Source organism: Streptomyces sp. NPDC002104 (assembly GCF_053593795.1).
In genome coordinates, this window is record NZ_JBSFDF010000019.1 from 91,245 (window position 1) to 116,042 (window position 24,798).

The window sequence follows — 24,798 nt, forward strand, 5'->3', positions numbered from 1 at the left end:
GTCAGTTCGGGTACGCGATCTGGACCGCGGTGCCGTTGTACTGCCAGAGCGGGGAGAAGACGCGCTTGCGGATCTTCCAGACGCCGGCGGACTTCACGTACTCGTCGCGGTAGCGGATGCCGCGTACGACGACGGTCTCCGGGGCGGTGGCGGTGGCCGGGTAGACGAGCTGGGCGGTGGCGTGGCTGTCGCCGGTCGCGGTGTACCGGCCGGTGACGCGGATGTAGGCGTTGGCCGTGACGTGGGTGGAGTAGCCCCAGGCCGCCGCGCCGTCGAGGTTGGCGACGACCGCCTCGATGCCGGACTTGACGATGCCGGCGGTGCCGTCGGGGTGGGCCATCACGGTGAGGGTGGCGTCGTCGGTGAAGAGGGTCCGGAAGACCGTCTTGTCCTTGGTGTCCACGGCGAAGAGGTAGGTCTCCAGCAGGCGGTTGATCGCCAGCTCGTCCTCCGCCGAACCGGCCGGGCCGGAGGCGTAGGAGGCGGTCGAGAGCTCCTCGGAGCCGGACGTGGACGCGGCGGCGGCGGGCGTCGCGGCGGCGAGGGCGCCGAGCCCGGCTACGGCGGCGCCGCTGCCCAGCATGGTGAGCATGCGGCGGCGTTCCGGGGCGAAATCGGTGGTCGGCATGGCGGGTTCCTCTCGACACGGCTGGTGGCGCCCGGGCCTGCTCGGGGCGGTCCGGGCACTGACGAGCCTGTCGTGTCGCCGCCCGCGGGGGATCGGCGCGGCGTACGAGCGCGATCTCGTACGGATGGACGATGCCGCGCGATGCCGCGCGATGCCGCGCGGTGTCGCGCGGTGTTGTGTGGTTCGGGGCGGTGCCGCGCGGTGTCGTGCGGTTCCGTGCGGTGCCGGGCGGTTCCGTGCCGTGGGCGTGCCGGCGTGAGGGGGTCAGGGGAGGAGGCGCTGCTCCTTGGCCACCGAGACCGCGCCCGCGCGGGTGTCCACGCCGAGCTTGTCGTAGATGCGGCCCAGGTGGGTCTTGACCGTGGCCTCGCTGATGAAGAGGGCGCGGGCGATGTCGCGGTTGCCGAGGCCGCGGGCGAGCTGGCCGAGGATGTCGAGCTCGCGGTCGGTCAGGGTGGGCCGGTTGCCGCCGCGCATGTGGGCCATCACGCGGCTGGCCACGGGGGCGGAGAGCGTGGTGCGGCCCTGGGCGGCGGAGTGGATCGCGGCGAACAGCTCCTCGGGCCGTTCGGCCTTCAGGAGGTAGCCCGTGGCGCCCGCGCCGATGGCCCGGGTGATGTCCGCGTCGGTGTCGTACGTGGTCAGGACCAGGACGTGCGGGGGGGTCGGGGCGGCGGTGATGCGGCGCGTGGCCTCCACGCCGTCGATGCCCTCGCCGAGCTGGAGGTCCATCAGGACCACGTCGGGGCGGAGTTTGGCCGCGAGCGCGACCGCCTCCTCGCCGCTGCCCGCCTCGCCGAGCACCTCGATGTCCGGCTCGCTGCCGAGCAGGGCCAGCAGGCCGGCGCGGACCACGACGTGGTCGTCACAGAGCAGGATCGTGGTCATGGGGTGTGCTCCAGGGGGATCGACGCCGAGAGGACCGTGCCCTCGCCCGCGGTGGATTCGATGGTCAGGGTGCCGCCGAGCTGGCGGACGCGGGCGCGCATCGCGGGCAGGCCGTGGCCGCGTTCCGCGGCGGAGGCGCGGGGCTGGGCGAAGCCGTGGCCGTCGTCGGCGACGTCCAGGACGACCTGGTCGCCCAGGAAGCTGAGGGTGAGGGCCGCGGTACGGGCCCCCGAGTGCTCCCGTACGTTCGCCAGCGCACCCTGCGCGATGCGCAGCAGCGCCTGTTCGGCGCGGTCGGGGAGGGGGACCGGGGCGCCCTCCAGGTGGAAGCGCACCTCGATCTCGGGGCCCGCGTCCAGCGCGCGCAGGGCGTCCGGGAGGCCGGCGCCGCCGGCGAGTTCGGGCGGCGCGAGGTCGTGCACCAGGCGGCGGGCCTCGGCGAGGCCGCGTGCGGTGATCTCGGTGGCGGTACGGACGTGCGCGCGGGCGGTGCCGGGGTGGGTGTCCCAGGTGCGTTCGGCAGCCTGGAGGAGCATCTGCTGGCTGGACAGGTGCTGGGCCAGGGTGTCGTGGATCTCCATCGAGAGGCGCTGGCGTTCGGCGAGGGTGCCGGCGCGGCGTTCGGTGGCGGCCAGTTCCCGGCGGGTGCGGATCAGATCGTCGATCAGGGTGCGCTGGGCTGCCGCCTGGCGCTCCATGTGGACGAAGACGGCGGTGGCGAGGGCGGCGACGGCGGGCGGGGCGAGGAGCAGGTTGGGATCGAAGGGCTCGCCCGGGACGGAGGTCTGCGCGAGGCGGAGCTGCGCCGCCACGACGAACACGGTGAGCAGGGCCACCAGGACGACGGCGGCGCGGGGCGGGAGGGTGCGCAGGGCCGTGTAGAAGAGCGGTACGGCGCACCAGGCGAAGCTCGGCGCGAGCACGACGAGGACCACCCAGACGGCGACGACCACACCGAGCCACAGGAGGCGGCGCAGGGTGGGGGCGGCGCCGAGGGCGGGGCCCAGTACGTAGAGCAGGGCCAGGGTGATGCCGAGGGCGATGATCCACGGGGTGCGGGGTTCGTCGGGGTGGCGGAGGAGGAAGCGGGCCACGGAGGCGCCGAGGAGGAGGAAGAACGCGGTGTGCATGACCGTGGCGAGCGCGCGGGTGTCCTGGGCGGGTGGGGTTGTCGCCGGGCTCGGCGGGGCCGGTGGGGGCGGGGCCGCGGGGGCCGATGGGGGCGCGCTGGTCACGGGGTGCTCCTGGGGTGGTGCGGTCGTTCCATGGTGCCGGGTCGTGCTGTGGTGCGGGTGGGGGCGCTGCGCGGGGCTGTCCCCTACCCACCCTTCCACCGTTCCCCGGGCGCTGCCCGGACCCTTCTGGGCCCCCGGGCTGCGCCCGGGCCCCCTGGGGCTCCGCCCCAGACCCCGGTCCTCAAACGCCGGACGGCTGGAAGGACCCCGGTCCTCAGACGCCGGACGGCTGGGAGGACCCCGGTCCTCAGACGCCGGACGGCTGGATCGACCCCGGCGGGAGTTCAGGTAAGCCGCCGTCGGGGCCATCGCGCATCAGCCGATCGGTTGACCCCCGCATCAGCCGGTGGGGGGCGGCTTCGGAGCCGGTACGGGGACGGGGTGGAGGGGGGTGCGGGGCGAGGGTTGGAGCAACGGCAGGACAGCCCGCCGTGCCGACGTTCACAGGAGCAGCAGACATGAACACCCGCACCCGCGTTCTCACCGGTACCGCCGTCGCCGTCGCCCTCGGCGCCGGAGCCTTCGGCGCGGTCAGCGCCAGCGCCGCCCCGGCCTCCCCGGCCGCCGCCCCGGCCGCCGTCGCGAAGAAGGACAACGGCAAGAAGAACTTCACCACCTCCACGCACCTCACCATCGACGCCGCCACCCGCGCCGCCCAGGCCGCGCTGGACGCCGCCGAGCAGGAGAACCAGAAGGTGACCGTCGCCGTCGTCGACCGCAACGGCAACACCATCGTCACGCTCCGCGGCGACGGCGCGGGCCCCCAGTCCTACGAGTCGGCGCAGCGCAAGGCCTACACCGCCGTGTCCTGGAACGCCCCGACCTCCGTGCTCGCCGGCCGCCTCGCGCAGACCCCGAACCTGAAGGACATCCCCGGCACCCTCTTCCTCGGCGGCGGCACCCCGGTGCAGGCCGACGGCGCCCCGGTCGCGGCGGTCGGCGTGGCCGGCGCCCCGAGCGGTGACCTGGACGAGAAGTTCGCCAAGGCCGGCGTGGACGCCCTCAACAAGTAGCAGCGCCGCGGGACGTACTCTCGAACGCGTGGATCACCGCGTTCTCTCCCGCCTGGCCGCCCCCGCCGTCGCCGCCCTGCTCGCCCTCACCACGGGCTGCACGGGGGAGACCGTGCAGGGGCGGCCGGGTGCGTCGGGGGTGCGCGACCCGTACTTCCCCAAGGCCGGCAACGGCGGCTACCAGGTCGAGCACTACTCCCTGGACCTCGACTACGACCCGGCCGACGGGCAGCTGCACGCCACCGCCGTCATCACGGCCCGCGCCGAGCAGGGGCTCAGCTCCTTCAACCTCGACCTCAGCGGGCTGGAGGTGGAGGGCGTCACCGTGCAGGGCGCCGGGGCCCGCTTCAACCGCAGCGGCAACGAGCTGACGGTGCGCCCCGCCGAGGACCTGGAGCAGGGGGAGGTCTTCCGTACGGAGGTCGACTACTCCGGCCGGCCCAGGGCCGTCACCGACCCCGACGGGTCGAAGGAGGGGTGGATCGTCACCCCGGGCGGCGACGGCGCGGTCGGCGTCGGCGAACCCGTCGGGTCGATGGGCTGGTTCCCGGGCAACCACCACCCGAGCGACAAGGCCACGTACGACATCACGGTGACCGTCCCCCGCGGGTACGAGGCCGTGTCCAACGGCGAGCTGCGCTCCCGTACGCAGGAGGACGACGGGCGGACCGTGTTCGCCTGGCACTCCGCGGAGCCGATGGCGAGCTACCTGGCGACCGTGGCCGTCGGGAAGTTCGAGGTGACGACCGGGCGGACCCCCTCCGGGATCCCCGTGTACACGGCGGTTTCGCCCGGGGAGGCGGCGGCGAGCGCGCCCGTGCTCGCGCGGCTGCCCGAGATGGTGGAGTGGGGCGTCGGGCGCTTCGGCCCGTACCCCTTCTCCGCGACGGGCGCGATCGTGCTGCCCGCGCACAGCCTCGGCTACGCCCTGGAGACGCAGACCCGGCCGGTGTTCCCGGGGGCGCCCGGCGGCGAGGAACTGGTGCTGCACGAGCTGGCGCACCAGTGGTTCGGGGACTCGGTGTCGCCGAAGTCCTGGAAGGACATGTGGCTCAACGAGGGCTTCGCGACCTACGCCGAGTGGCTGTGGACCGAGGACCACGGCGGCCCGAGCGCGCAGCAGCACTTCGACGCCTACCTCGCCGGGGACACCCGCGTCGACGACGCGGCGGACTCGGACTGGGACGCCTTCCCGCCGGCCGCCCCGCCCGGCCCGGAGGACATCTCCGAGGCCCCGGTGTACGGGCGCGGGGCGATGGTCCTGCACCGGATCCGGCAGGAGGCCGGCGACGAGAAGTTCTTCGCCCTCGTCCGCGGCTGGGCCGCCGACCACCGGCACGGGAACGCGAGCACGGCCGACTTCACCGCCTACGCGGAGGAGAAGACGGGCCGTGATCTGTCGGAGGTCTGGGACGTGTGGCTGTACGGCAAGGACCGCCCGAAGGCCCCGAAGACACCCTGAGGGTGTTCTGCCCGCGCTACAGCGCCTTGCGCAGGACCGTGCAGGGGCGGCCCGCCTCGCGGTCGGCGGCGTGGCGCAGGGTGACGTAGCCCTGGGACTGCCAGAAGGCGAGGGCCTTGTCGTTGGCGTCGAGCACGGCGATCCGTACGCCCTTGCGTCCCGCGTCCCGGAAGCGGTCCTCGACCAGGGCGACCACGGCGCGGCCGTATCCCTCGCGGTGTGCGGTGGCGTCGATGAGCAGGAGGCCGATCCACGGGTCGGGGTCCTCGGACGCCGGGTCCGGGTGGTGGGCGAGGGTGGCGGCCAGGCCTACGAGGCGTCCGGCGGAGCGGGCGAGGAGGACCTCGGCGCCTTCGCGCGCGAGCTCGTCGGCGAGGGAGGCGGCGACCTGCTCGACCGTGATGCGGCCGGGGTCGGGGAAATCTCCGCTGAGCTCGAAGAACGCGTGGTTGGTCGCGTAGAGCGTGGCGATTTCGGTGAGGACCGGGCCCGGTAGGGCGCCGTCCTCGACGGGGGCGAGCGGCAGGAGGATCACGTGACGAACGGTAGCGAAGCCCCCTCCCCGGACGGCCGGGAGGGGGCTTCAGCTGAGTCGCGTCCTGGGACGCGGGTGCTCAGGATCAGACGTTGACGCCGAAGTCCTGGGCGATGCCGGTCAGGCCGGAGGCGTAACCCTGGCCCACGGCGCGGAACTTCCACTCGGCGCCGTTGCGGTAGAGCTCGCCGAACACCATGGCGGTCTCGGTCGCGGCGTCCTCGGAGAGGTCGTAGCGGGCGATCTCGACGCCGCCGGCCTGGTTCACGACGCGGATGTAGGCGTTGCGGACCTGGCCGAAGTTCTGGCTGCGGGTCTCGGCGTCGTAGATGGAGACCGGGAAGACGATCTTGTCCACGTCGGCCGGCAGGCCGGCGAGGTTGACGTTGATGGCCTCGTCGTCGCCCGCGCCCTCGCCGGTGCGGTTGTCACCGGTGTGCACGATCGTCTGGTCCGGGGTGGACTTGTTGTTGAAGAAGACGAAGTGGCCGTCGGAGACGACCTTGCCGAGCGCGTTGACCGCGATGGCGGAGGCGTCCAGGTCGAAGTCGACACCGGTGGTCGTGCGGGTGTCCCAGCCGAGGCCGACGGTGACGGCCGCGAGGCCCGGGGCCTCCTTGCTGAGCGAGACGTTTCCGCCCTTGGAGAGGCTTACTGCCATGGTGACTGGTGTCCCTTCCTAGTCTCACTTGGTCTCACTCGTCGTACCGACCGTGAGGCGCCCAAGGTACCGCTGCCCTCCATAACGCGGGGAGAGGGGCGCCGGGTTCCGCATCCGGGGAATTGTCCGCGATGCGGGCGGAAATGCGGGTGACGGGGCCCCCGCGGGCACGGATCATAGGGGGCATGCCTGGTCCCTATGTCATCCGCGGTTCGGTCGTGCTCCCCGAGGGCGAGCTCGCCTGGCGTTTTTCGCGGTCCTCCGGGCCGGGCGGCCAGCACGTGAACACCTCGGACTCGCGCGTGGAGCTCCTCTTCGACGTCGCGGCGACGAAGTCGCTGCCCGACGTGTGGAAGGAGCGGGCGCTGGAGCGCCTCGCGTCCCGGCTGGTCGACGGGGTGGTGACCGTACGGGCCTCCGAGCACCGCTCGCAGTTCCGCAACCGCGAGATGGCGCTGGTCCGGCTGGCCGCGCTGCTCGCCGAGGCCACGGCTCCGCCGCCCAAGGCGCGCCGGGCGACGAAGATCCCCCGGGGGATCAACGAGCGCCGGCTGCGGGAGAAGAAGGCCCGCGGCGAGACCAAGCGGGGACGCAACGCGCGGGACTGGTAGCCGCGGGACTGGTAGCCGGAGGGAGCCCGGGCGCCCGGGCTCAGGGCGCCAGGTGCCGGTAGCGGCCCCGGAAGTACGTCAGCGGCGGGGAGTCCGGGGCGGGCTGGGACGCGGTGAGGACGTGGCCGATGACCAGGGTGTGGTCGCCCGCCTCGACGCGGTTCTCCGTACGGCATTCCAGGGTGGCCAGCGCCCCCGACAGCAGCGGGGCGCCGGAGACGCCGCCGCGGGTGTGGGGGAGGTCCGCGAAGAGCAGCCGGTCGCTGATGCGGTTCTTCATCGAGAACCGGCTCGCGATCTGGAGCTGGTGGTCGGCGAGCACCGACACCGCCCACAGCGGCTGCTCGGCCAGCAGATCGTCCATCCGGGAGCCCTCGCGGACGCTGACCAGGACCAGCGGTGGTTCCAGGGACACGGACATGAAGGCGGTCGCCGTCATGCCGACGTCCTCGCCGCGCGGGCCGCCGGCCGCCAGGGGCGGCTCCTGCGCGGTGATCAGGCACACGCCCGCTGCCAGTCGGGACATCGCGGCCCGGAACTCGTCGTCGCTCACCCCCACAGCATGGGGTGCGGGTGCGGAAAGTGGTGTCACGGGGGTCGTAGGGGGCACGGTCGGGACGCTACTGTCACCCCTCGCGCGGCGCATCGGGCGCAGGGCGGAGCCGCTCCCGGGCCCGTCGACCTAGGCCGCCCAGGGGCCGGGCGTATCGTTTGCTTCCGGGAACGGTCCGGGCGAACTCATTGGAACGGCCCCCCGGGGAGTGGCGCAGAGGCCATCATTATTCATCTCATGTGACTTGAGTCACAGAGAGCAAGATTTGTTGACCCTGTGTACCTGCCGCACAGCTCACTGTGATTCAGTGGACGGGACACCGCAACGAAGCGCCGATGACAAACCTGGAGTTGCTGTCGAGGTCTCGGGGAGAGCGAGCAATGGAGACCGAGTCGGAGCCGTACGTCCGTCTTGCGACCCTGCGGCAGCTGCACCGGGTGGTGGCCGAGCTCAATACGGCCCGGAGCCTGGCGGACACCCTGCAGACCGTCGTGGACGGCATCGTCCTGGGTCTCGGCTACGAACTCGCCTGTGTCAACCTCGTTCGCCCGGACGGTGATCTGGTCGTCGCCGCCTTCGCGGGCGACCCCGCCGCCGAAGCCCTGATCACCGGCCGCGTCGGCTCGCGCGCCTCCTGGGAACGCCGCCTGACGATGGGCGAGAACTGGGACGGCCTGCGCTTCATCCCGCACACCGAGGGCTGGGTCCTCGTCGAGGACGACGTCCCGCAGTGGCACACCGAGGGCCCCGACCCGCGGTTCGAGGACGAGTGGCACCCCGAGGACCGGCTCTACGCCCCCATGTACGCCTCCGGCGGCGAACTGCTCGGCGTCGTCTCCGTGGACCGCCCGCGCAACGGCCGCCGGCCCGGCGCCTGGGGCCGCGAAGCGCTCCAGATGTACGCCTTCCAGGCCGCGATTGCCATCAGCAACGCCCGGCTCCGCGCGAACATGCAGCGGGCCCTGGTGCGGCTGGAGCGTGAACAGCAGGCTCTGCGCGCCAGTGAAGAGTCGTTCCGCCAGGCCTTCGAGTACGCGCCGAGCGGCATGGCCATCGCCGAGATGGGCGGCGACCAGCACGGCCGCCTGCTGCGCACCAACGACGCGCTGTGCCGGCTGCTGGGGCGGCCCGCCTCCGTGCTGCGCCGGTACTCCTTCTCCGACCTCGTGCACCCCGAGGACATCGGCACCCTGCTGCGCACCTCCGCCGAGGGCGGCCGCGCCGAGCTGAGGCTGGGCCGGCGCGACGGTACGTACGTCTGGGTCTCGCTGCGCAACTCCGTCGTCGCCGACGCCGCGGACGGGCCGCGCTTCCTGCTCACCCACGTCGAGGACATCGAGGAGCGCAAGCGGCACGAGCTGCAGCTCGCGCACCGCGCCAGCCACGATTCGCTGACCGGCTTGCCCAACAGCGCCGAGCTGCGCTCCCGGCTCGGGGCCCGGCTCTGCCGCCGCCCCCAGTCGGTGCGGGCCACCGCCGTGGAGGCGCTGGACGCGGCCTTCGAGACCCGGCCGGCCGGGGAGGGGGGCCACGGCGAGCACGGAGACCACGGCGAGCACGGGTTCCGGCCCGACGGCTTCCCCGAGCCCTTCGAGTTCCCCGGTGGCATGGGCGGGCCCGGCGGCATGGGCGGCCCGGCCGCGGGGGGCCCGTACGACCACCACGTGCACACGGTCGCGCCGGCCACCGACATCGACGACGGTACGAAGGGGCTCGCGGTGCTCTTCTGCGACCTCGACGGGTTCAAGTCGATCAACGACCGGTTCGGGCACCACACCGGCGACGCGGTCCTGATCGAGGTGGCCCGGCGGCTGACGACCGGGGTCCGCGACGGGGACACGGTGGCCCGGCTGGGCGGTGACGAGTTCGTCGTCCTCGCCGACGGGCTGGGCGCCGCCGACGCCGCCGACCTCGCCGTACGGCTGCGCAACGCCATCATCCCGCCGATCCGGGTGGACGGCCGCGCGGTCCGCGTGGGAGCCAGTTTCGGCATCGGCTGGGCGAGCTGCGGCATGTCGGCCGACGAGGTGCTGCGCTCGGCCGACCAGCGCATGTACATCGAGAAGCGCTCCCGTTCGAAGGCGCACCGCCGGGCCGGGTAAGCTCTCGGGCCGCCCGTGGGCGCACCTGTTCGGGGTAGGCTCCCCGGGGTCGAAAGGAGTGACCTGCGATGACGACGCCCGCGAACCACGGCCCGAACAACGGGGCGAACCAGCCCGAGGATGACGACCCGTTCGGCTACCTCTACGAGGACGGCCAGGCCGCGGGGGCCACCCCGCCCGGGCAGGGCGGCGGGTACGGCTACCCGGGACCGGCCGGCGGTCAGCCGGGCGTGCCCCGGACCTCGTACAACCAGGTCCGCACCGTCGGTGACCGGCCCCAGCGCGGCCAGCGCGGGCCCGTTCCCTATCAGCAGGGCCCCCAGCAGCCCCCGGGCTACCAGGCGCAGTACCAGGCCCCCGAAGCGCTCCAGGCGGGCGGCTACGGCGTGCCGCCGCAGCAGCAGCCCCCGCAGTACACCCAGTCGCTTCCGCTCCCGGGCTCCGGCGGCGGGCACGGCGGTGGCCACGGCGGCGGGCACGGCAGCGGCGGGTCCAGCCGCAAGGGCATGCTCATCGCGGCCGTCGCAGTGGTCGCGGCGGTGGCGATCGGCATCAGCGCGGCGGTGATCTTCGGCAAGAAGGACGACACCGACAAGGGCAAGACCGACACGGCACAGACCGGCCAGAGCCCGTCGGCACCCGCCCCGAGCACCCCCTCGGGCCAGCCGAGCGGTTCCGCGTCGCCGGACGCCCCGCTGCCCAAGGGCGACGCGGGTGGCTCGGGCATGGTGATCAGCGGCGGCGCGGCGCTGGAGAGCGCGGTGCCGGGGGCCAAGAGCGCGGGCGGCAAGTACGTCGGCCAGTTCAACCAGCAGGGTGCCGCGGTGACGTGGACGCTGGACCTCCCCAAGGGGGGCGAGTACACCTTCCGGATGTTCTACGGCGTGCCCGGCAAGGACGCCAGCATGACGCTGGCGATCAACGGCAAGACGCAGACGCGTCCGATCAACATGAAGAACTTCGCGAAGGCCGGCGAGGGCGACTGGGCCAAGGGCTGGACCAACACCTACTCGTACGTGGACCTCAAGCAGGGCACGAACACCATCAAGATCTCCTGCGAGTCGGGCAACTCCTGCGAGGCGGTCATCGACCAGTTCGTGCTGGAGAAGCGCTGACCGGGACCGGCCCGGCGGCCTAGCCCTCCGTGACCTTCACCGACCCCCGTACCTCCTCGTAGGTGCGGGGGTCGAAGTCTCCCGCCGTGGGGGCGGCGACCGTGGCGGCCGAGAGGGCCACCGCGCGGGTCAGGCGGTCCGGCCAGTCCAGGCCTTCGGTGAGGGCCGAGAGGAGGCCCGCGACCGCGGAGTCGCCGGCGCCGGTGGGGTTGCCCGCCAGGGTGCGGGGCGGGGCCGCCCGCCAGGTGCCGCCGGCGGTGGCGGCGAGGAGGCCGGCCGGGCCGAGGGAGGTGACCACCGCGTGGGCCCCGCGACGGCGGGCGTCGCGGGTGGCGGGCAGCGGGTCGCGGGACCCGGTCAGCTCGGCGAGCTCGGCGGCGTTCGGCTTGATCACGTCGGGCCGGGCGGCGACCCCGCGGCGCAGGGCCTCGCCGCTGGTGTCGAGGAGGACGGGCACGCCGGCCGCGCGGGCCGCCCGTACGAGGGTGGCGTAGGCGCCCACGGGTACGCCCGGGGGCAGGCTGCCGCACAGGGCCACCGCGCGGGCGCCGCCCGCCAGCAGGGCCTCGTAGCGGGAGAGGAACCCGGACCACTCGGCGGCGGTGATCAGCGGGCCCGGTTCGTTGAACTGCGTGGTGTCCCCGGAGGCCTCGTCGACGACGGCCAGGGTGCGCCGGGTGGTGCCCGCGCAGGGGACCAGCGCGTCGCGGACGCCGGGGGAGCCGGCGAGCAGCTCGCGTACGAGGGTTCCCGTCGGGCCGCCCGCGAAGCCGGTCGCGGTGACCTCGTGGCCGGTCGCGGCGAGCACGCGGGCCACGTTGAGGCCCTTGCCGCCGGGGCGTTCGGTGACCTCGGTGACGCGGTGGGAGGCGTGCGCGAGCAGGCGCGGTACGCGGTAGGTGACGTCGAGCGCGGTGTTGAGCGTCACGGTCAGGATCATGGCCGGGTCCCGGTCTCGGTGGGTGCCGCCTGGTGCGGGGCCACAGCATGCCAAATGCGGGAGCGGTCGGCCCAGTACCTCGGGCCGACCGCTTCGCGTACGGCCTCGGTCAGCTGCCCGCCGCGAGCGGGTCCACGATCCACTCGCCGCGCCGCATGACGCCGCGGACGTCGAAGGCGGAGTCGAGGACGACGAGGTCGGCGTACTTGCCGGGCTCCAGCGAGCCGACCTGGTCGTAGACGCCGATCAGCTTGGCCGGGTTGGCGGAGATCGCCTGGACCACGGACTCGACGGGGAGCTTGTCGAGGGTGACGGACCGCTTGAAGGCGGTGTCCAGGGTGAGGGTGGAGCCCGCGATGGAGCCGCCCTCGACGAGGCGGGCGACGCCCTCCTTGACCTCGACCTCCAGCGGGCCGAGGTGGTAGGTCCCGTCGCCGAAGCCGGCCGCGTCCATCGCGTCGGTGATCAGCGCCACCCGGTGTGGGCCCGCGTGGTGGAAGGCCAGCTCCAGCATGGCCGGGTGCAGGTGCACGCCGTCGTTGATCAGCTCGACGGTGACCCGCTCGTCCTCCAGCAGGGCCGCGATGGGGCCGGGGGCGCGGTGCTCCAGCCCGGGCATCGCGTTGTAGAGGTGCGTGGCCACGGTCGCGCCCGCGTCGATGGCCTCGCAGGTCTGCTCGTAGGTGGAGTCCGTGTGGCCGATCGCCGCGATGACCCCGTGCTCGGCGAGCAGCCGTACGGAGTCCAGGCCGCCGGGGAGCTCGGTGGCGAGGGTGAACATGCGGGCGGCGCCGTGCGAGGCGTCGATCAGCTTGCGGACCTCGGCCGGGTCGGGGTCGCGCAGCAGGTCTTCCTTGTGGGCGCCCTTGCGGCAGGGGTTGATGAACGGGCCCTCGAAGTGGATGCCCGCGATGTCGCCCTGCTGGGTCAGCTCGGCGAGCAGTCCGGCGCGGCGGGCGAGCTCGTCCAGGTCGCCGGTGACGGTGGAGGCGACCAGGGTGGTGGTGCCGTGCTCGCGGTGGGTCCGTACGCCCTTGAGCACCTCCTCGGCGGTGCCGGAGGTGAAGGAGGCACCGCCGCCGCCGTGGTTGTGCATGTCGACGAAGCCGGGGACGATCCAGTGCCCGGTCAGGTCGACGACGGCCGCGTTCTCGTCGGCGGCGCCGGCGATGCGGTCGCCGTCGACGATCAGACGCCCGCCCTTGACGATGCCCGTGGGCAGCACCACGTCGGCGCCGGAGAGAACGGTGCTGCGGCCCACATGTGCGCTTCCGGACATCAGGCTGGTACCTCCGTGGCGAGTAGATCCCAGGCGAGCAGCCCTGCACCCAGGCATCCGGCGGTGTCCCCTAGGGCGGCCGGAACGATGTGGGGCAGCCGCTGGAACGTCACGCGTTCCTCGACGGCCGTCCGTAGTGGTGTGAACAAGGTTTCCCCGGCCTCGGCCAGTCCGCCACCGATGATCAGCGTGCGCGGGTCCAGCAGGGTGATCGCGGTGACCAGCCCGTCGGCCAGGGCGCCGATCGCGGCGAGCCAGACCTCCAGGGCGCGTTCGTCGCCGGACTCCACGGCCTTGGCGCAGTCCGCGGCGTCCGCCTCGGGATCGCCGGAGGCGGCCGCCCAGGCGCGGCTGACGGCGGAGGCGGAGGCGAGGGTCTCCAGGCAGCCGCGCTGGCCGCAGCCGCAGGCGGGTCCGCCGGGGCGGACCACGATGTGGCCGATCTCGCCCGCGTACCCGTGCGCGCCGGCCTCGATGCGGCCGGCGATGCCGATGGCTCCGGCGATGCCGGTGCCCAGGGGCACGAACAGGAAGCGGTCGGCGCCGCGGCCCGCGCCGATGCGGCCCTCGGCGAGTCCGCCCGTGCGGACGTCGTGGCCCAGCGCGACCGGGATGCCGCCGAGGCGTCTGCCGAGCAGTTCGCGCATCGGGACGTCGCGCCAGCCCAGGTTCGCCGCGTAGACGGCGATCCCGTTCTCGGCGTCGACGATGCCGGGGACGGCCACGCCGGCCGCGGAGGCGGCCGTGCCGAAGCGTTCCCGGCCGAGGTCGAGGAGCTCGGCGGCGAAGTCCTGGATCGTCTCGACGACGGCTTCGGCGCCCCGCTCGCGGCCGGTCGCACGGCGCGCTTCGTGGAGCAGGGTGCCGTCGGCGGCGACGAGGGCGGCCTTCATCCCAGTGCCGCCCACATCGAGGGCGATGACGTGTTTCACGGGTTTCACGGGTGACAGTCTCGCGTGATCGGAGGGCAAAGGTCTAGTCCACTGAGAGGGATTGTTGAGTGGCCATACAAATTCAGGACCTTCGTCGGCGGACGGTCCTGTGAACGGGCCCGCACAGCGCCCGGGCGCGGGCCCGTACGTGTGTGCGCGTGCAGGCCGTGTGCAGGGATGGGGGGTGGATGTTGACCAGGGTCAAAAGTGGTGTAGACCTTTACGCGAATCGTACGGAACAACCTGGGGTGGAACGAGAACTGTGAAGGCCCGAACTGTCCAGGCCAGAAAGCTGAACCTCGCCGCGTCCGGCCTCACCCTGTGCCTGACCACGGTGACGCTGACCGGCTGCGGCGCCGTGCCGGGCCTCACCGGTGACAACGAGGTCACCCTGAAGGTCGTGGCGGCCGATTACGGGGACAAACCGGAAAACTCCTCCAAGCCCTACTGGCGGGAGCTCGCCTCGGCCTTCGAGAAGCGCAACCCCGGCATCAAGGTCCAGGTCGACGTCTACTCCTGGGAGGACGTCGACGCCAAGGTCGCCGAGATGGTCAAGGCCGGCGACGCCCCCGACATAGCCCAGATCGGCGCCTACGCCGACTACGCCGCCGAAGGCAAGCTGTACTCCGCCGACGAACTGCTCTCCGTGAACACCGAGGCCGACTTCCTCGCACCGCTCGCCGACGCGGGCAAGGTCCGGCGCGACCAGTACGGCATGCCCTTCGTGGCCAGCACCCGGCTGATGTTCTACAACGAGAAGCTCTTCGCCGAGGCCGGCATCATCCCCAAGGACGGCAAGACCGGCTGGCACCCCAAGAGCTGGGCCGACCTGGAGGCCGCCGCCAAGAAGCTCAAGGCGGACGGCGTCCCGACGCCCATCGCGCTGCCCCTGGGCCGCGAGGAGGCGCAGGCCGAGACGATGCAGTGGCTGCTCGCGGGCGGCGGAGGCTACGCCGACAACGAGGACCAGTACGCGATCGACTCCGCGAACAACGTCAGCACCCTGGAGTTCCTGCGCGACAAGCTCGTCGGCGGGGGCCTGACCGGCCCCGTCGAACCGGGCAAGCTCAACCGCCAGGCCGCCTTCGACTCCTTCTCGCGCGGCGAGGTCGGCATGCTCAACGGGCACCCGACGCTGCTCAAGCAGGCCGCCGCCAAGGGCGTGAAGTTCGGCATGACCCCCATGCCGACCGCGGACGGCGTCAGCCACCCGACGATGGGCGTCGCCGACTGGGTGATGGCCTTCAGGACCGGCCACCAGAAGCAGTCCGGGAAGTTCCTGGACTTCCTGTACGAGGCCAACAACGTGACGACCTTCACCGAGAAGTACGACCTGCTCCCGGTGACCACCAGCGGCTCCCGGGCGATGGAGGGCTCCACGGGGACCTCCTCGGCCGAGCTGAAGACCTTCCTGCACGCCCTGCCCAACGCGCGGCTCTACCCGGTGGGCAAGAAGTCCTGGGCGACCGTGAGCGAGGACGTCAAGAAGAACATCGGCAAGGCCGTGCAGCCGGGCGGGCAGCCCGAGAAGATCCTCGCGGACATCGCGGAGGCCGGCCGCAAGGCGGAGCCGCGCTGATCGGCCCTGATCGGCGCTGATCGGCGAAGCCCGTCCCCGCCCGGTGGGGGCTGTCGGAGGCCGGAGTTAACCTGGCCGTATGACGGACGCGGACGAGAGGCCGCCCGCCGGGCTGAGCCCCGACGAAGCGGCCGTACTGGCCTACGAAGCCCGCACCTGGCCCGGCCCGGGCGCCAAGGAGCGGGCCATAAGGGAAGGGCTGGGGATGCCCCCGGTCCGGTACTACCAGCTGCTCAACGCGCTGATGGACGACCCCAGGGCGCTCCAGCACGCACCCGGCACCGTGAACCGCCTGCGGCGGATCCGGGAGGCCCAGCGGGCCCGGCGGTAGCGGCCGTGGACCGCGCCGTAGCCGTGGCCCGGCGGGGCCGTTAGGGTCGTGCGTATGGGGAGCCATCCGCACGATCTGCCGATGCCCGTCACCACGGCCGGGCGCGAGGGACTGGAAGCCCTCCTCCGGTCACCGCGCCGCTCCGTCGTCGCCCTCGACTTCGACGGCACACTCGCCGACATCGTCCCCGACCCCGACCAGGCACGGGCCCACCCCGGAGCCGTCGCCGCGCTCGCCGCCCTCGCCCCCGAGGTCGGCTCCGTCGCGGTCGTCACCGGCCGGCCGGCCGGGGTCGCCGTCCGCTACGGAGGCTTCGCCGGAGTCCCCGGACTCGAACACCTCGTGGTGCTCGGACACTACGGAGCCGAGCGCTGGGACGCCGTGACCGGCATCGTGCACGCTCCGGCCGAGCACCCGGGGGTCGCGGCGCTGCGGGCGGAGCTGCCCGGGTTCCTGGACACGATCGGCGCGTGGCGCGGCACCTGGATCGAGGAGAAGGGCCAGGCGCTGGCCGTCCACACCCGCCGCGCGGCCGACCCGGAAGCCGCCTTCGCGGCCCTGCGCGAGCCCCTCGCCGGGCTGGCGGCCCGGCACGGCCTGATGGTCGAGCCGGGACGGGCCGTCCTGGAGCTGCGGCCCCCGGGGATGGACAAGGGCGTCGCGCTCACGGAGTACCTCGCGGAGGTGGGCGCGGAGGCCGTGCTCTACGCCGGGGACGACCTGGGCGACCTCGCGGCGTACTCGGCGGTCGAGAAGCTCCGCGCCGGGGGCATGCCGGGCCTGCTCCTGTGCAGCGGCTCGGCGGAGGTCCCGGAACTCGCCGCCCGAGCGGACCTGACCCTGCCGGGCCCCTCCCAGGTCGTCAGCTTCCTCTCCGCCCTGGCCAGGGCCCTGACCGCCCCTTCCTGAGTCAGGAAGGGGTGCGCAGGGCGTCCAGCTGGGACGTGAACCACTGGGCCGGGGGGAGGGCCGTGGCGGACGCCGCCAGGCGCTTCGTGCGGTCGGCGCGCTCCGCCGCCGGCATGGAGAGGGCGGCGTGCAGCGCCTCCGCCGTGGCCGTCACGTCGTACGGGTTCACCGTCAGCGCGTCCGCGCGGAGTTCCTCGTACGCCCCCGCACCGGTGGACAGGACCAGCACGCATCCCGCCTCCGAGACGACGGGGATCTCCTTCGCGACGAGGTTCATGCCGTCCCGCACGGGATTGACCAGCGCCACGTCCGCCAGCCGGTACGCCGCCAGCGACCGCGCGAAGTCGTCCTCGACGGAGACGATCACCGGCCGCCACTCCTCCGTGCCGAACTCCGCGTTGATCTCCGCCGCCAGCTCCCGCACCGACTGCGTGTACTCCCGGTAGACGGCCAGGTCCTGCCGGGACGGGTAGGCGGAGGCCAGGTGGACCACCTCGCCCTGCCACTCGGGGTACGTGGTCAGCAGCTCCCGGTACGCCAGCAGCCCGCGCAGGATGTTCTTCGACAGCTCCGTCCGGTCCACCCGGACGATCGTCCGCAGCCCGCCGACCTCCGCCCGCAGCGCCGCCAGCTTGTCGTCCACCTCGGGCCGGTGCGCGAGCGCGCGCAGCTCGTCCGCGTCCACGCCGAGGGGGTACGGGGTCACCTCGGTGAACCGCTTCACCCCGAGCCCGGTCGGGGTGCCGGCCGCCCTGCGGTGCCACACCCCGCGCTCCGGGGTCCCGGTCGGGATGTGGCCCTGGGCGACACCGCTCGCATCGTCGACGTTCGCGCAGTTGATGAAGTTGAACCCCCACCCCCACGTGTGGAACCCCAGCCGGTCCGCCCCGAGCATCCCCCAGACCAGCTGGGTCCGGATGTCGTCCGGGAGCATGTCCATGAACTCCGTGGAGGCCCACGGGGTGTGCGTGAAGTGCCCGATCCGCAGGTCGGGGCGGAGCTCCCGGAGCATCCCGGGGGCGAGGGCCAGGTGGTAGTCCTGGATCAGGACCGCCGCCCCCTCGGCCGCCTCCTCCGCGAGGGCCGCCGCGAAGGCCTCGTTGTACGTGACGTACGAGGCCCAGCGCCGCCGGAACTCCGCGTCGAAGACCGGCTCGCGCGGGATCTCGTACAGGTGGTGGTGGAGGAACCACAGCACCGAGTTCGCGATGCCGTTGTACGCGCCGTCGTAGACGTCCGGGTCGATCTCCAGCATCCGTACGCCCGGCTCGGATACCCCTCGCCGTACCGCCTCCCGGTCCGCGTCCGAGAGCGCCGCGCAGATCCACAGCGCGTCCGGCTGCTCGGCGAGGGCGTTGGAGAGGCCGGAGACGAGTCCGCCCCCGCCGCGGCGGGCACTGAGCGTGCCGTCCGCGGCGAGGGCGTACGAGAGGGGGCCGCGATTCGCGGCGACGAGCACCTGGGAAGCCATGCGGCGAACCTAGCCCGCCCCGGCTCCGGTCAAACGTCGGCGCCCGCGAGTCCGCCGGACCGAGAGGAAGACCACACCGCCGGGGGCGGGGCCCGTTACGCCACGCGGCGGCGCGCGTACTCCTCGATGTCCCGCATCGGCGGCCGCTCCTCGGTGTCCACGGCGTAGGTGCGCGGTACGAACCCCTGCGGGCCGCGCTCGAACTGCGTCAGCTCGGGGCGTACGAGATGGCCGCGCGAGAGCCGGACCTGCGCCGTGCGGTAGATCGCCGCGGCCATCCGGCCCAGGGCCTGGCCGTCCTGGTGGCGGTGCAGCCGTACGCCCACGTCCACCTGGGCCAGCGCGTCCAGCCCGGCCGTGTGCAGCGCGTCCACCAGCAGGCCCAGCTCGACCCCGTAGCCCACCGGGAACGGCAGCCGCTCCAGCAGCTCGCGGCGTACGGCGTACTCGCCGCCCAGCGGCTGGACGAAGCCGGCCAGCTGCGGCCAGTGCAGGTTGAGCAGGGGGCGGGCCACCAGCTCGGTGACCCGGCCGCCCTGGCCGTGGGCCCTGGCGCCGAACTCGTCGCCCAGCGGGCGGTCGTACATCGCCTTGACGAACCGCACGTCCGGATCGGTCAGCAGCGGGCCGACGATCCCCGAGACGAAGGCGGCCGAGAAATCCCGCAGGTCGGCGTCCACGAAGCAGACGATGTCCCCGGTGGTGGCCAGCAGCGAGCGCCACAGCACCTCGCCCTTGCCGGGCAGCGCCGGGATCCGCGGCAGGACCTCGTCGCGGTGCACCACCCGGGCCCCGGCCTTGGCCGCGACCTCCGCGGTGCGGTCCGTGGAACCCGAGTCGACCACGAGGAGCTCGTCCACCAGCGGCACCGGCAGCCCCTCGATGAGATCGCGCCGGATCACCTCGACGATCTCGCCGACCGTCGCCTCCTCGTTCAGCGCCGGCAACACCACGCTCACCGTGGTCCCCGCTGCCCGCTTGGCGGAAAGCAGCTGGCCGAGCGGTCGGTCGGCGGCGGACCAGGAGCGGTCTGCCAACCAGCGCTCCACCTCTTCCAGCACCCTCAGCACTCCCTGGTCGTTCGCTCTGGTCGTTCACTGGTTTGGCCCGAAATGTGATCCATCTCGCGGTTCGGACGGCTGTCTCAACCCCCCGGGCCTTCGGTTACAGTCTTGAACAACGCGATGGTCCACCGCATGCCGGGGGGCCCGCGTACAAACGCACCGGCGCGCCATAGAGCGCGTGTGCCGGTGCCATACCGCTCATCCAGAGGGGCAGAGGGACACGGCCCGTTGAAGCCCCGGCAACCCTCCAGTCGGTCTCGCGATCGCGCATTCCAGCGCCGCAGCGAGGTCCCCGGCTAGGGAAGGTGCCAATTCCGTCTCATGGCGAAGTGCGCCATGGGGAAGATGAGGAGAAAGGGCCTCGCCATCATGGCTGCACAGTCTGTCGCAACCTCTGCCGAAACCGTTGAGATCAATGGTGCGGAAACCGGCACCGCCGGCGCCACCGTCGATCTCGGCCCCGCCACCGGCCTTTCCTGTCGTGAGTGCGGAACCCGCTTCGAGCTCGGCCCGATCTTCGCCTGCGCCGAGTGCTTCGGCCCGCTCGAAGTCGCCTACGAGCTGCCCCTGGGCGACCCGGAAGCCCTGCGCGCCGCCATCGAGGCCGGCCCGAACAACATCTGGCGCTACGCGCCGCTGCTGCCCGTCCCGGCGGACGTGGCCTCGAAGCCGAGCCTGAACCCCGGCTTCACCAAGCTCGTGGACGCGCAGAACCTGGCCAAGGAGCTGGGCGTCACCGGCAAGCTGTACGTCAAGGACGACTCCGGCAACCCGACGCACTCCTTCAAGGACCGCGTCGTGGCCATCGCCGTCGAGGCCGCCCGCGCCTTCGGCTTCACCACCCTCTCCTGCTCCTCCACCGGCAACCTGGCCGGCGCCGTCGGCGCCGCGGCCGCCCGCGCCGGCTTCCGCTCCTGCGTGTTCATCCCGCACGACCTGGAGCAGGGCAAGGTCGTCATGGCCGGTGTCTACGGTGGCGACCTGGTCGGCATCGAGGGCAACTACGACGACGTCAACCGCTTCTGCTCCGAGCTCATCGGCGACCCGCTGGGCGAGGGCTGGGGCTTCGTCAACGTCAACCTGCGCCCGTACTACGGCGAGGGCTCCAAGACCCTGGCGTACGAGATCTGCGAGCAGCTCGGCTGGCAGCTGCCCGACCAGATCGTCATCCCGATCGCGTCCGGCTCGCAGCTCACGAAGATCGACAAGGGTCTGCAGGAGCTGATCAAGCTCGGCCTCGTCGAGGACAAGCCGTACAAGATCTTCGGCGCCCAGGCCGAGGGCTGCTCCCCCGTCTCGACCGCCTTCAAGGCCGGTCACGAGGTGGTCCGCCCGCAGAAGCCGAACACCATCGCCAAGTCGCTGGCCATCGGCAACCCGGCGGACGGCCCGTACGTCCTGGACATCGCGCGCCGCACCGGCGGGTTCGTCGAGGACGTCAACGACGAGCAGGTCGTCGAGGCCATCAAGCTCCTCGCCCAGACCGAGGGCATCTTCGCCGAGACCGCGGGCGGCGTGACCGTCGGCGTGACGAAGAAGCTCGTCGAGAACGGGCAGCTCGACCCCACGCTGACCACCGTGATCCTGAACACCGGTGACGGCCTCAAGACCCTGGAGGCGGTGGCCGAAGGCGGTGGCCAGACCGCCACCATCCGCCCCAGCCTGGACGCGTTCCGCGCCGCCAATCTGGCCTGATCTCCCTCCCTGCACACCCGGAAAGGCAGTAGCGCCATGAGCGTCAACGTCCGCATCCCCACCATCCTGCGCACCTACACCGGCGGCCAGGCCGAGGTCTCCGCCGAGGGCGCGACCCTCGAAGAGGTCATCCAGTCCCTGGAGACCAGCCACCCCGGCATCGCCGCGCGCGTCCTGGACGACCAGGGCAAGCTGCGCCGCTTCGTCAACGTCTACGTCAACGACGACGACGTGCGTTTCGAGGGCGGGCTGCAGACGTCCACCCCGGACGGCGCCGGGATCTCGATCATCCCCGCCGTGGCCGGCGGCTGCTGAACCACCGCGCGGGTCCGCGCAGAAACAGAATTGCCCCCTCCGTTAAGAAACGGAGGGGGCAATTCTGCTTGGTTGGGCGCGGTAGAGTTGGGGAAGTCCCCTCCGCTGTTCTTGCCCGCCGCATATGAGCGGGTCGCGTGAGGGTTGACATTGAGTCAACATGCAAGTGCGCTATGGGTCCTTGGCGTGGTTTGTCCGGCCCGAGTTGCCCTGGAATATTCCGGGTTTTCACCCTATTTCAATCTTTTGCTGTGTCCAGAATTCTCGTCGGAATGACCTGTTGCAGACAGCAGCGGTGCGGATACATTCAGCCCCGGTCGAGGCGTTCCGGCGCAAGTTCTGACCCGGGACCGCGAAGTGCGGTCCTGCGCAAGGGCCAGTAATAGGGGAGTTAGGCATGGCTCAGGGCACCGTCAAGTGGTTCAACGCGGAGAAGGGCTACGGCTTCATCGCGGTCGACGGTGGTGCGGATGTGTTCGTCCACTACAGCGCCATCCAGATGGACGGGTACCGCACCCTTGAAGAGGGTCAGCGGGTCGAGTTCGAGATCTCGCAGGGCCAGAAGGGTCCGCAGGCGGACATGGTCAAGCTCGCCGCCGGCTAGTCCGACCGCGATCGACCACCGACACGTACGCGGTCACGCACAGCGGCCGCGCACGACGGCACAACGGCATATGTACGAGGGGCCCACATCCTGGACACGGATGCGGGCCCCTCGTGCGTGGCGGGTCCGGGGCCCTTGCGGCGTCCGGGTGTTCATCCCGGGTTGCCCGAAGCCGCTTGCACTCGGGGGGGTCGAGTGCTAATCATTGGCGTTAGCACTCTCCGGGTGAGAGTGCTACTAAACGAGGACCGGGTCGGTGAGGCCCGCAGGGTCCGGCGGGAAGGAACCGCCGGGCACGCAGGCCGTCCGTCGCGGGCGCGGGCGCGGTCCAGGAGCAATCCACCGCTGTCCGGGAGGACCACTTCAGATGGCCAAGATCATTGCGTTCAACGAGGAGGCCCGGCGCGGTCTCGAGCGAGGCATGAACCAGCTCGCCGACGCCGTCAAGGTCACCCTTGGCCCCAAGGGTCGCAACGTCGTCCTTGAGAAGAAGTGGGGCGCCCCCACGATCACCAACGATGGTGTCTCCATCGCCAAGGAGATCGAGCTCGAGGACCCGTACGAGAAGATCGGCGCCGAGCTGGTCAAGGAAGTCGCCAAGAAGACGGACGACGTCGCCGGCGACGGTACGACCACCGCCACCGTTCTCGCCCAGGCGCTCGTCCGCGAGGGCCTGCGCAACGTGGCCGCCGGTGCGAACCCGATGGCCCTCAAGCGCGGTATCGAGAAGGCCGTCGAGGCCGTCTCCGCCGCCCTGCTGGCGCAGGCCAAGGACGTCGAGACCAAGGAGCAGATCGCTTCGACGGCCTCCATCTCCGCCGCCGACACCCAGATCGGCGAGCTCATCGCCGAGGCCATGGACAAGGTCGGCAAGGAAGGCGTCATCACGGTCGAGGAGTCGCAGACCTTCGGCCTGGAGCTCGAGCTCACCGAGGGCATGCGCTTCGACAAGGGCTACATCTCGGCGTACTTCGCCACCGACATGGAGCGCATGGAGTCGTCCCTCGACGACCCGTACATCCTGATCGTCAACTCCAAGATCGGCTCGGTCAAGGACCTGCTGCCGCTCCTGGAGAAGGTCATGCAGTCCGGCAAGCCGCTGCTGATCATCGCCGAGGACGTCGAGGGCGAGGCGCTCTCCACCCTCGTCGTCAACAAGATCCGCGGCACCTTCAAGTCCGTCGCCGTCAAGGCTCCGGGCTTCGGTGACCGTCGCAAGGCCATGCTCGGCGACATCGCCATCCTCACGGGCGGCACGGTCATCTCCGAGGAGGTCGGCCTCAAGCTCGAGAACGCCGGTCTCGACCTGCTCGGCCGCGCCCGCAAGGTCGTCATCACCAAGGACGAGACCACCATCGTCGACGGTGCCGGTGACAGCGACCAGGTCCAGGGTCGCGTCAACCAGATCCGCGCCGAGATCGAGAACTCCGACTCGGACTACGACCGCGAGAAGCTGCAGGAGCGCCTGGCGAAGCTTGCCGGCGGTGTCGCGGTCATCAAGGCCGGCGCCGCGACCGAGGTCGAGCTCAAGGAGCGCAAGCACCGCATCGAGGACGCCGTTCGCAACGCGAAGGCGGCCGTCGAAGAGGGCATCGTCGCCGGTGGCGGCGTGGCCCTGCTGCAGGCCTCCTCGGTCTTCGACAAGCTGGAGCTCACCGGCGACGAGGCGACCGGCGCCAACGCCGTGAAGCTCGCGCTGGAGGCCCCGCTCAAGCAGATCGCCGTCAACGGTGGTCTCGAGGGTGGCGTCGTCGTGGAGAAGGTCCGCAACCTGCAGATCGGCTGGGGCCTGAACGCCGCGACCGGCGAGTACGTGGACATGATCGCCGAGGGCATCATCGACCCGGCGAAGGTCACCCGCTCCGCGCTGCAGAACGCGGCGTCGATCGCGGCCCTCTTCCTCACCACCGAGGCCGTCATCGCCGACAAGCCCGAGAAGGCCGGCGCCGCTGCCGGCGGCGGCATGCCGGGCGGCGACATGGACTTCTGATCCACCCCGGGCTCCGGCCCGACGGTAGATCGGTCGTTCGCATCACGTACCGAGGGCGGCATCCTCTCCTGACGGAGGGGGTGCCGCCCTCGGGCGTGTGGGCGGCGCGTCGGCGGCGCGTCGGGTCAGTGGTCCTTGCCGAGGGCGTCGAGTGCTCCCAGCAGGGCTGCGAAGCCGACCGCGACGAGGAGCGCGGAGCGCAGCCCCCAAGCATGGAGGTCCGTGGCCCTCTCCGAGGGCACCCGGCCCCACGGGTCGTAGACCAGCCGCAGCTCCTCCCCGGCCTTCGCGATCTCCCGTTCCCTGGTCAGCAGGGCGGGACCGCCCGGCGGGCAGTCGAGCCGGTGGTCGTACAGGGTGGTGCGAGTGACGCTCTGGCCCTCGGGGGCGAAGGCGGAATCCGTCTCGACTCGGGAGGTCACCTCCCTGACCACGCACCTCACCTCGACTCCCCGCTCCCGTAGTACCAGGTCGTCCACGCCCATCAGGGCGATGAACACGCCGACGACCGCGGGCACCCCGGCCAGGACGGTGAGGGCCGAGCCCCGGCGCTCGGACTGGGCGTAGGAGTGCAGGGCGAGGCCGGACAGGGGTACGAAGAGCCCGAAGAGGGCGACCCACGCGTTCCGCGGCCATCCGTCGCCCAGCCACCCGGTCGTTCCGGCCCAGCCGACCGCGAGCGCCAGCCCGGCGGCGAGCGCCGGCGCGGCCGCCGCGGCCACGACCCGTCCCGGGGACCGCCGCCACCCCTCCCGCGACGGCCTTTCCGCGGCACCCGTCCCCGTCTCCATCCCCGGCCCCCCTCGTTTGCGGTTCCTGCTTCCGGGGACGTACACGCCGGGGAGCGCCGGATGGTTGAGCCGCCCGCGATGCGGGCCGTCCTTCG

Annotated in this window: 24 protein-coding genes and 1 riboswitch; of the genes, 12 read left to right on the plus strand and 12 right to left on the minus strand. The window is 72.2% G+C overall.

From position 1 onward, the window contains the following. Position 1: 1 nt before the first annotated feature. The 3 genes from ACWCP2_RS18455 to ACWCP2_RS18465 form a co-directional block, all read right to left on the minus strand. On the minus strand, positions 2-628 hold the full coding sequence (locus ACWCP2_RS18455; RefSeq protein ID WP_450909629.1) for a nuclear transport factor 2 family protein: 627 nt from the start codon (positions 626-628) through the stop codon (positions 2-4). A 264-nt stretch (positions 629-892) separates the two neighbouring features. Then, positions 893-1,516, minus strand: coding sequence for a response regulator (locus ACWCP2_RS18460; RefSeq protein ID WP_450909630.1), 624 nt, complete (start codon positions 1,514-1,516; stop codon positions 893-895). Further along, positions 1,513-2,646 carry a sensor histidine kinase gene (locus ACWCP2_RS18465; protein WP_450909662.1) on the minus strand — a complete coding sequence of 378 codons (1,134 nt, stop codon included), beginning with the start codon at positions 2,644-2,646 and terminating at the stop codon, positions 1,513-1,515. The genes ACWCP2_RS18460 and ACWCP2_RS18465 overlap by 4 nt, the downstream gene beginning before the upstream one ends. Positions 2,647-3,209: 563 nt before the next feature. On the opposite strand from ACWCP2_RS18465, the gene ACWCP2_RS18470 reads away from it, so the two are divergent. Both ACWCP2_RS18470 and ACWCP2_RS18475 read left to right on the plus strand, forming a co-directional pair. Beyond that, on the plus strand, positions 3,210-3,764 hold the full coding sequence (locus tag ACWCP2_RS18470) for a GlcG/HbpS family heme-binding protein (protein ID WP_450909631.1): 555 nt from the start codon (positions 3,210-3,212) through the stop codon (positions 3,762-3,764). A gap of 28 nt (positions 3,765-3,792) precedes the next feature. After that, positions 3,793-5,226: a M1 family metallopeptidase gene (locus tag ACWCP2_RS18475; RefSeq protein ID WP_450909632.1), complete on the plus strand. Its 1,434-nt coding sequence runs from the start codon at positions 3,793-3,795 to the stop codon at positions 5,224-5,226. A gap of 16 nt (positions 5,227-5,242) precedes the next feature. On the opposite strand, the gene ACWCP2_RS18480 is transcribed toward ACWCP2_RS18475, so the two are convergent. Next, positions 5,243-5,761 (minus strand): GNAT family N-acetyltransferase, encoded by a 519-nt coding sequence (locus ACWCP2_RS18480; protein WP_450909633.1) that lies wholly within the window; start codon positions 5,759-5,761, stop codon positions 5,243-5,245. Positions 5,762-5,846: 85 nt separating this feature from the next. Continuing rightward, positions 5,847-6,422: a TerD family protein gene (locus ACWCP2_RS18485; RefSeq protein ID WP_250744549.1), complete on the minus strand. Its 576-nt coding sequence runs from the start codon at positions 6,420-6,422 to the stop codon at positions 5,847-5,849. Between the two features lie 185 nt (positions 6,423-6,607). Here ACWCP2_RS18485 and arfB point away from each other — a divergent pair, with 185 nt between their 5' ends. Beyond that, positions 6,608-7,033 carry an alternative ribosome rescue aminoacyl-tRNA hydrolase ArfB gene (gene arfB / locus ACWCP2_RS18490; RefSeq protein ID WP_250744548.1) on the plus strand — a complete coding sequence of 142 codons (426 nt, stop codon included), beginning with the start codon at positions 6,608-6,610 and terminating at the stop codon, positions 7,031-7,033. A gap of 40 nt (positions 7,034-7,073) precedes the next feature. Here arfB and ACWCP2_RS18495 read toward each other — a convergent pair whose 3' ends face one another. Then, a complete protein-coding gene (locus ACWCP2_RS18495; protein WP_450909634.1) occupies positions 7,074-7,679 on the minus strand; it encodes a flavin reductase family protein in 606 nt (201 codons plus the stop codon). A gap of 287 nt (positions 7,680-7,966) precedes the next feature. Between ACWCP2_RS18495 and cdgB the strand changes: the two genes are divergently transcribed. Together cdgB and ACWCP2_RS18505 are read left to right on the plus strand one after the other, a co-directional pair. Further along, positions 7,967-9,688 (plus strand): diguanylate cyclase CdgB, encoded by a 1,722-nt coding sequence (gene cdgB / locus ACWCP2_RS18500; protein ID WP_450909635.1) that lies wholly within the window; start codon positions 7,967-7,969, stop codon positions 9,686-9,688. Positions 9,689-9,756: 68 nt separating this feature from the next. Beyond that, a complete protein-coding gene (locus ACWCP2_RS18505; protein ID WP_450909636.1) occupies positions 9,757-10,803 on the plus strand; it encodes a CBM35 domain-containing protein in 1,047 nt (348 codons plus the stop codon). Between the two features lie 19 nt (positions 10,804-10,822). On the opposite strand, the gene ACWCP2_RS18510 is transcribed toward ACWCP2_RS18505, so the two are convergent. From ACWCP2_RS18510 to ACWCP2_RS18520, 3 genes are all read right to left on the minus strand, one after another. Next, positions 10,823-11,743, minus strand: a complete 921-nt coding sequence (locus ACWCP2_RS18510) for a 1-phosphofructokinase family hexose kinase (RefSeq protein WP_450909637.1) — start codon at positions 11,741-11,743, stop codon at positions 10,823-10,825. A gap of 109 nt (positions 11,744-11,852) precedes the next feature. Then, positions 11,853-13,022, minus strand: coding sequence for an N-acetylglucosamine-6-phosphate deacetylase (gene nagA / locus ACWCP2_RS18515; RefSeq protein ID WP_450909638.1), 1,170 nt, complete (start codon positions 13,020-13,022; stop codon positions 11,853-11,855). Next, on the minus strand, positions 13,022-13,915 hold the full coding sequence (locus ACWCP2_RS18520; RefSeq protein ID WP_450909663.1) for an ROK family protein: 894 nt from the start codon (positions 13,913-13,915) through the stop codon (positions 13,022-13,024). Before ACWCP2_RS18520 ends, nagA begins: the two co-directional genes overlap by 1 nt. Before the next feature lie 301 nt (positions 13,916-14,216). On the opposite strand from ACWCP2_RS18520, the gene ACWCP2_RS18525 reads away from it, so the two are divergent. The 3 genes from ACWCP2_RS18525 to otsB all read left to right on the plus strand — a co-directional run bounded on the left by ACWCP2_RS18525 (position 14,217) and on the right by otsB (position 16,773). Beyond that, positions 14,217-15,533, plus strand: coding sequence for an extracellular solute-binding protein (locus ACWCP2_RS18525; RefSeq protein WP_450909639.1), 1,317 nt, complete (start codon positions 14,217-14,219; stop codon positions 15,531-15,533). A 79-nt stretch (positions 15,534-15,612) separates the two neighbouring features. Beyond that, a complete protein-coding gene (locus ACWCP2_RS18530) occupies positions 15,613-15,864 on the plus strand; it encodes a DUF3263 domain-containing protein (protein ID WP_450909640.1) in 252 nt (83 codons plus the stop codon). 54 nt (positions 15,865-15,918) lie between these two features. Beyond that, positions 15,919-16,773 (plus strand): trehalose-phosphatase, encoded by an 855-nt coding sequence (gene otsB / locus ACWCP2_RS18535; protein WP_450909641.1) that lies wholly within the window; start codon positions 15,919-15,921, stop codon positions 16,771-16,773. A 1-nt stretch (position 16,774) separates the two neighbouring features. On the opposite strand, the gene ACWCP2_RS18540 is transcribed toward otsB, so the two are convergent. Both ACWCP2_RS18540 and ACWCP2_RS18545 read right to left on the minus strand, forming a co-directional pair. Continuing rightward, entirely contained in the window at positions 16,775-18,244 is a 1,470-nt protein-coding gene (locus ACWCP2_RS18540) for an alpha,alpha-trehalose-phosphate synthase (UDP-forming) (RefSeq protein WP_450909642.1), read from the minus strand. Positions 18,245-18,339: 95 nt separating this feature from the next. Next, positions 18,340-19,305 (minus strand): glucosyl-3-phosphoglycerate synthase, encoded by a 966-nt coding sequence (locus tag ACWCP2_RS18545; RefSeq protein ID WP_450909643.1) that lies wholly within the window; start codon positions 19,303-19,305, stop codon positions 18,340-18,342. A gap of 198 nt (positions 19,306-19,503) precedes the next feature. After that, positions 19,504-19,660: riboswitch (SAM riboswitch) on the plus strand. Here ACWCP2_RS18545 and thrC point away from each other — a divergent pair. The 4 genes from thrC (at position 19,654) to groL (ending at position 23,912) form a co-directional block, all read left to right on the plus strand. Next, positions 19,654-21,003, plus strand: a complete 1,350-nt coding sequence (thrC, locus tag ACWCP2_RS18550) for a threonine synthase (RefSeq protein WP_450909644.1) — start codon at positions 19,654-19,656, stop codon at positions 21,001-21,003. (Overlaps the previous riboswitch by 7 nt.) 36 nt (positions 21,004-21,039) lie before the next feature. Continuing rightward, the gene (locus tag ACWCP2_RS18555) at positions 21,040-21,318 is read left to right on the plus strand and encodes a MoaD/ThiS family protein (RefSeq protein WP_327306023.1); all 279 of its coding nucleotides are present in this window, start codon (positions 21,040-21,042) and stop codon (positions 21,316-21,318) included. Between the two features lie 397 nt (positions 21,319-21,715). Next, positions 21,716-21,922 (plus strand): cold-shock protein, encoded by a 207-nt coding sequence (locus tag ACWCP2_RS18560; RefSeq protein ID WP_008743607.1) that lies wholly within the window; start codon positions 21,716-21,718, stop codon positions 21,920-21,922. Between the two features lie 367 nt (positions 21,923-22,289). Then, positions 22,290-23,912, plus strand: a complete 1,623-nt coding sequence (gene groL, locus ACWCP2_RS18565) for a chaperonin GroEL (protein WP_450909645.1) — start codon at positions 22,290-22,292, stop codon at positions 23,910-23,912. Positions 23,913-24,037: 125 nt separating this feature from the next. Here the strand turns inward: groL and ACWCP2_RS18570 are convergent, their stop codons facing one another. Then, the gene (locus ACWCP2_RS18570) at positions 24,038-24,634 is read right to left on the minus strand and encodes a hypothetical protein (protein ID WP_450909646.1); all 597 of its coding nucleotides are present in this window, start codon (positions 24,632-24,634) and stop codon (positions 24,038-24,040) included. Positions 24,635-24,798 lie beyond the last annotated feature (164 nt).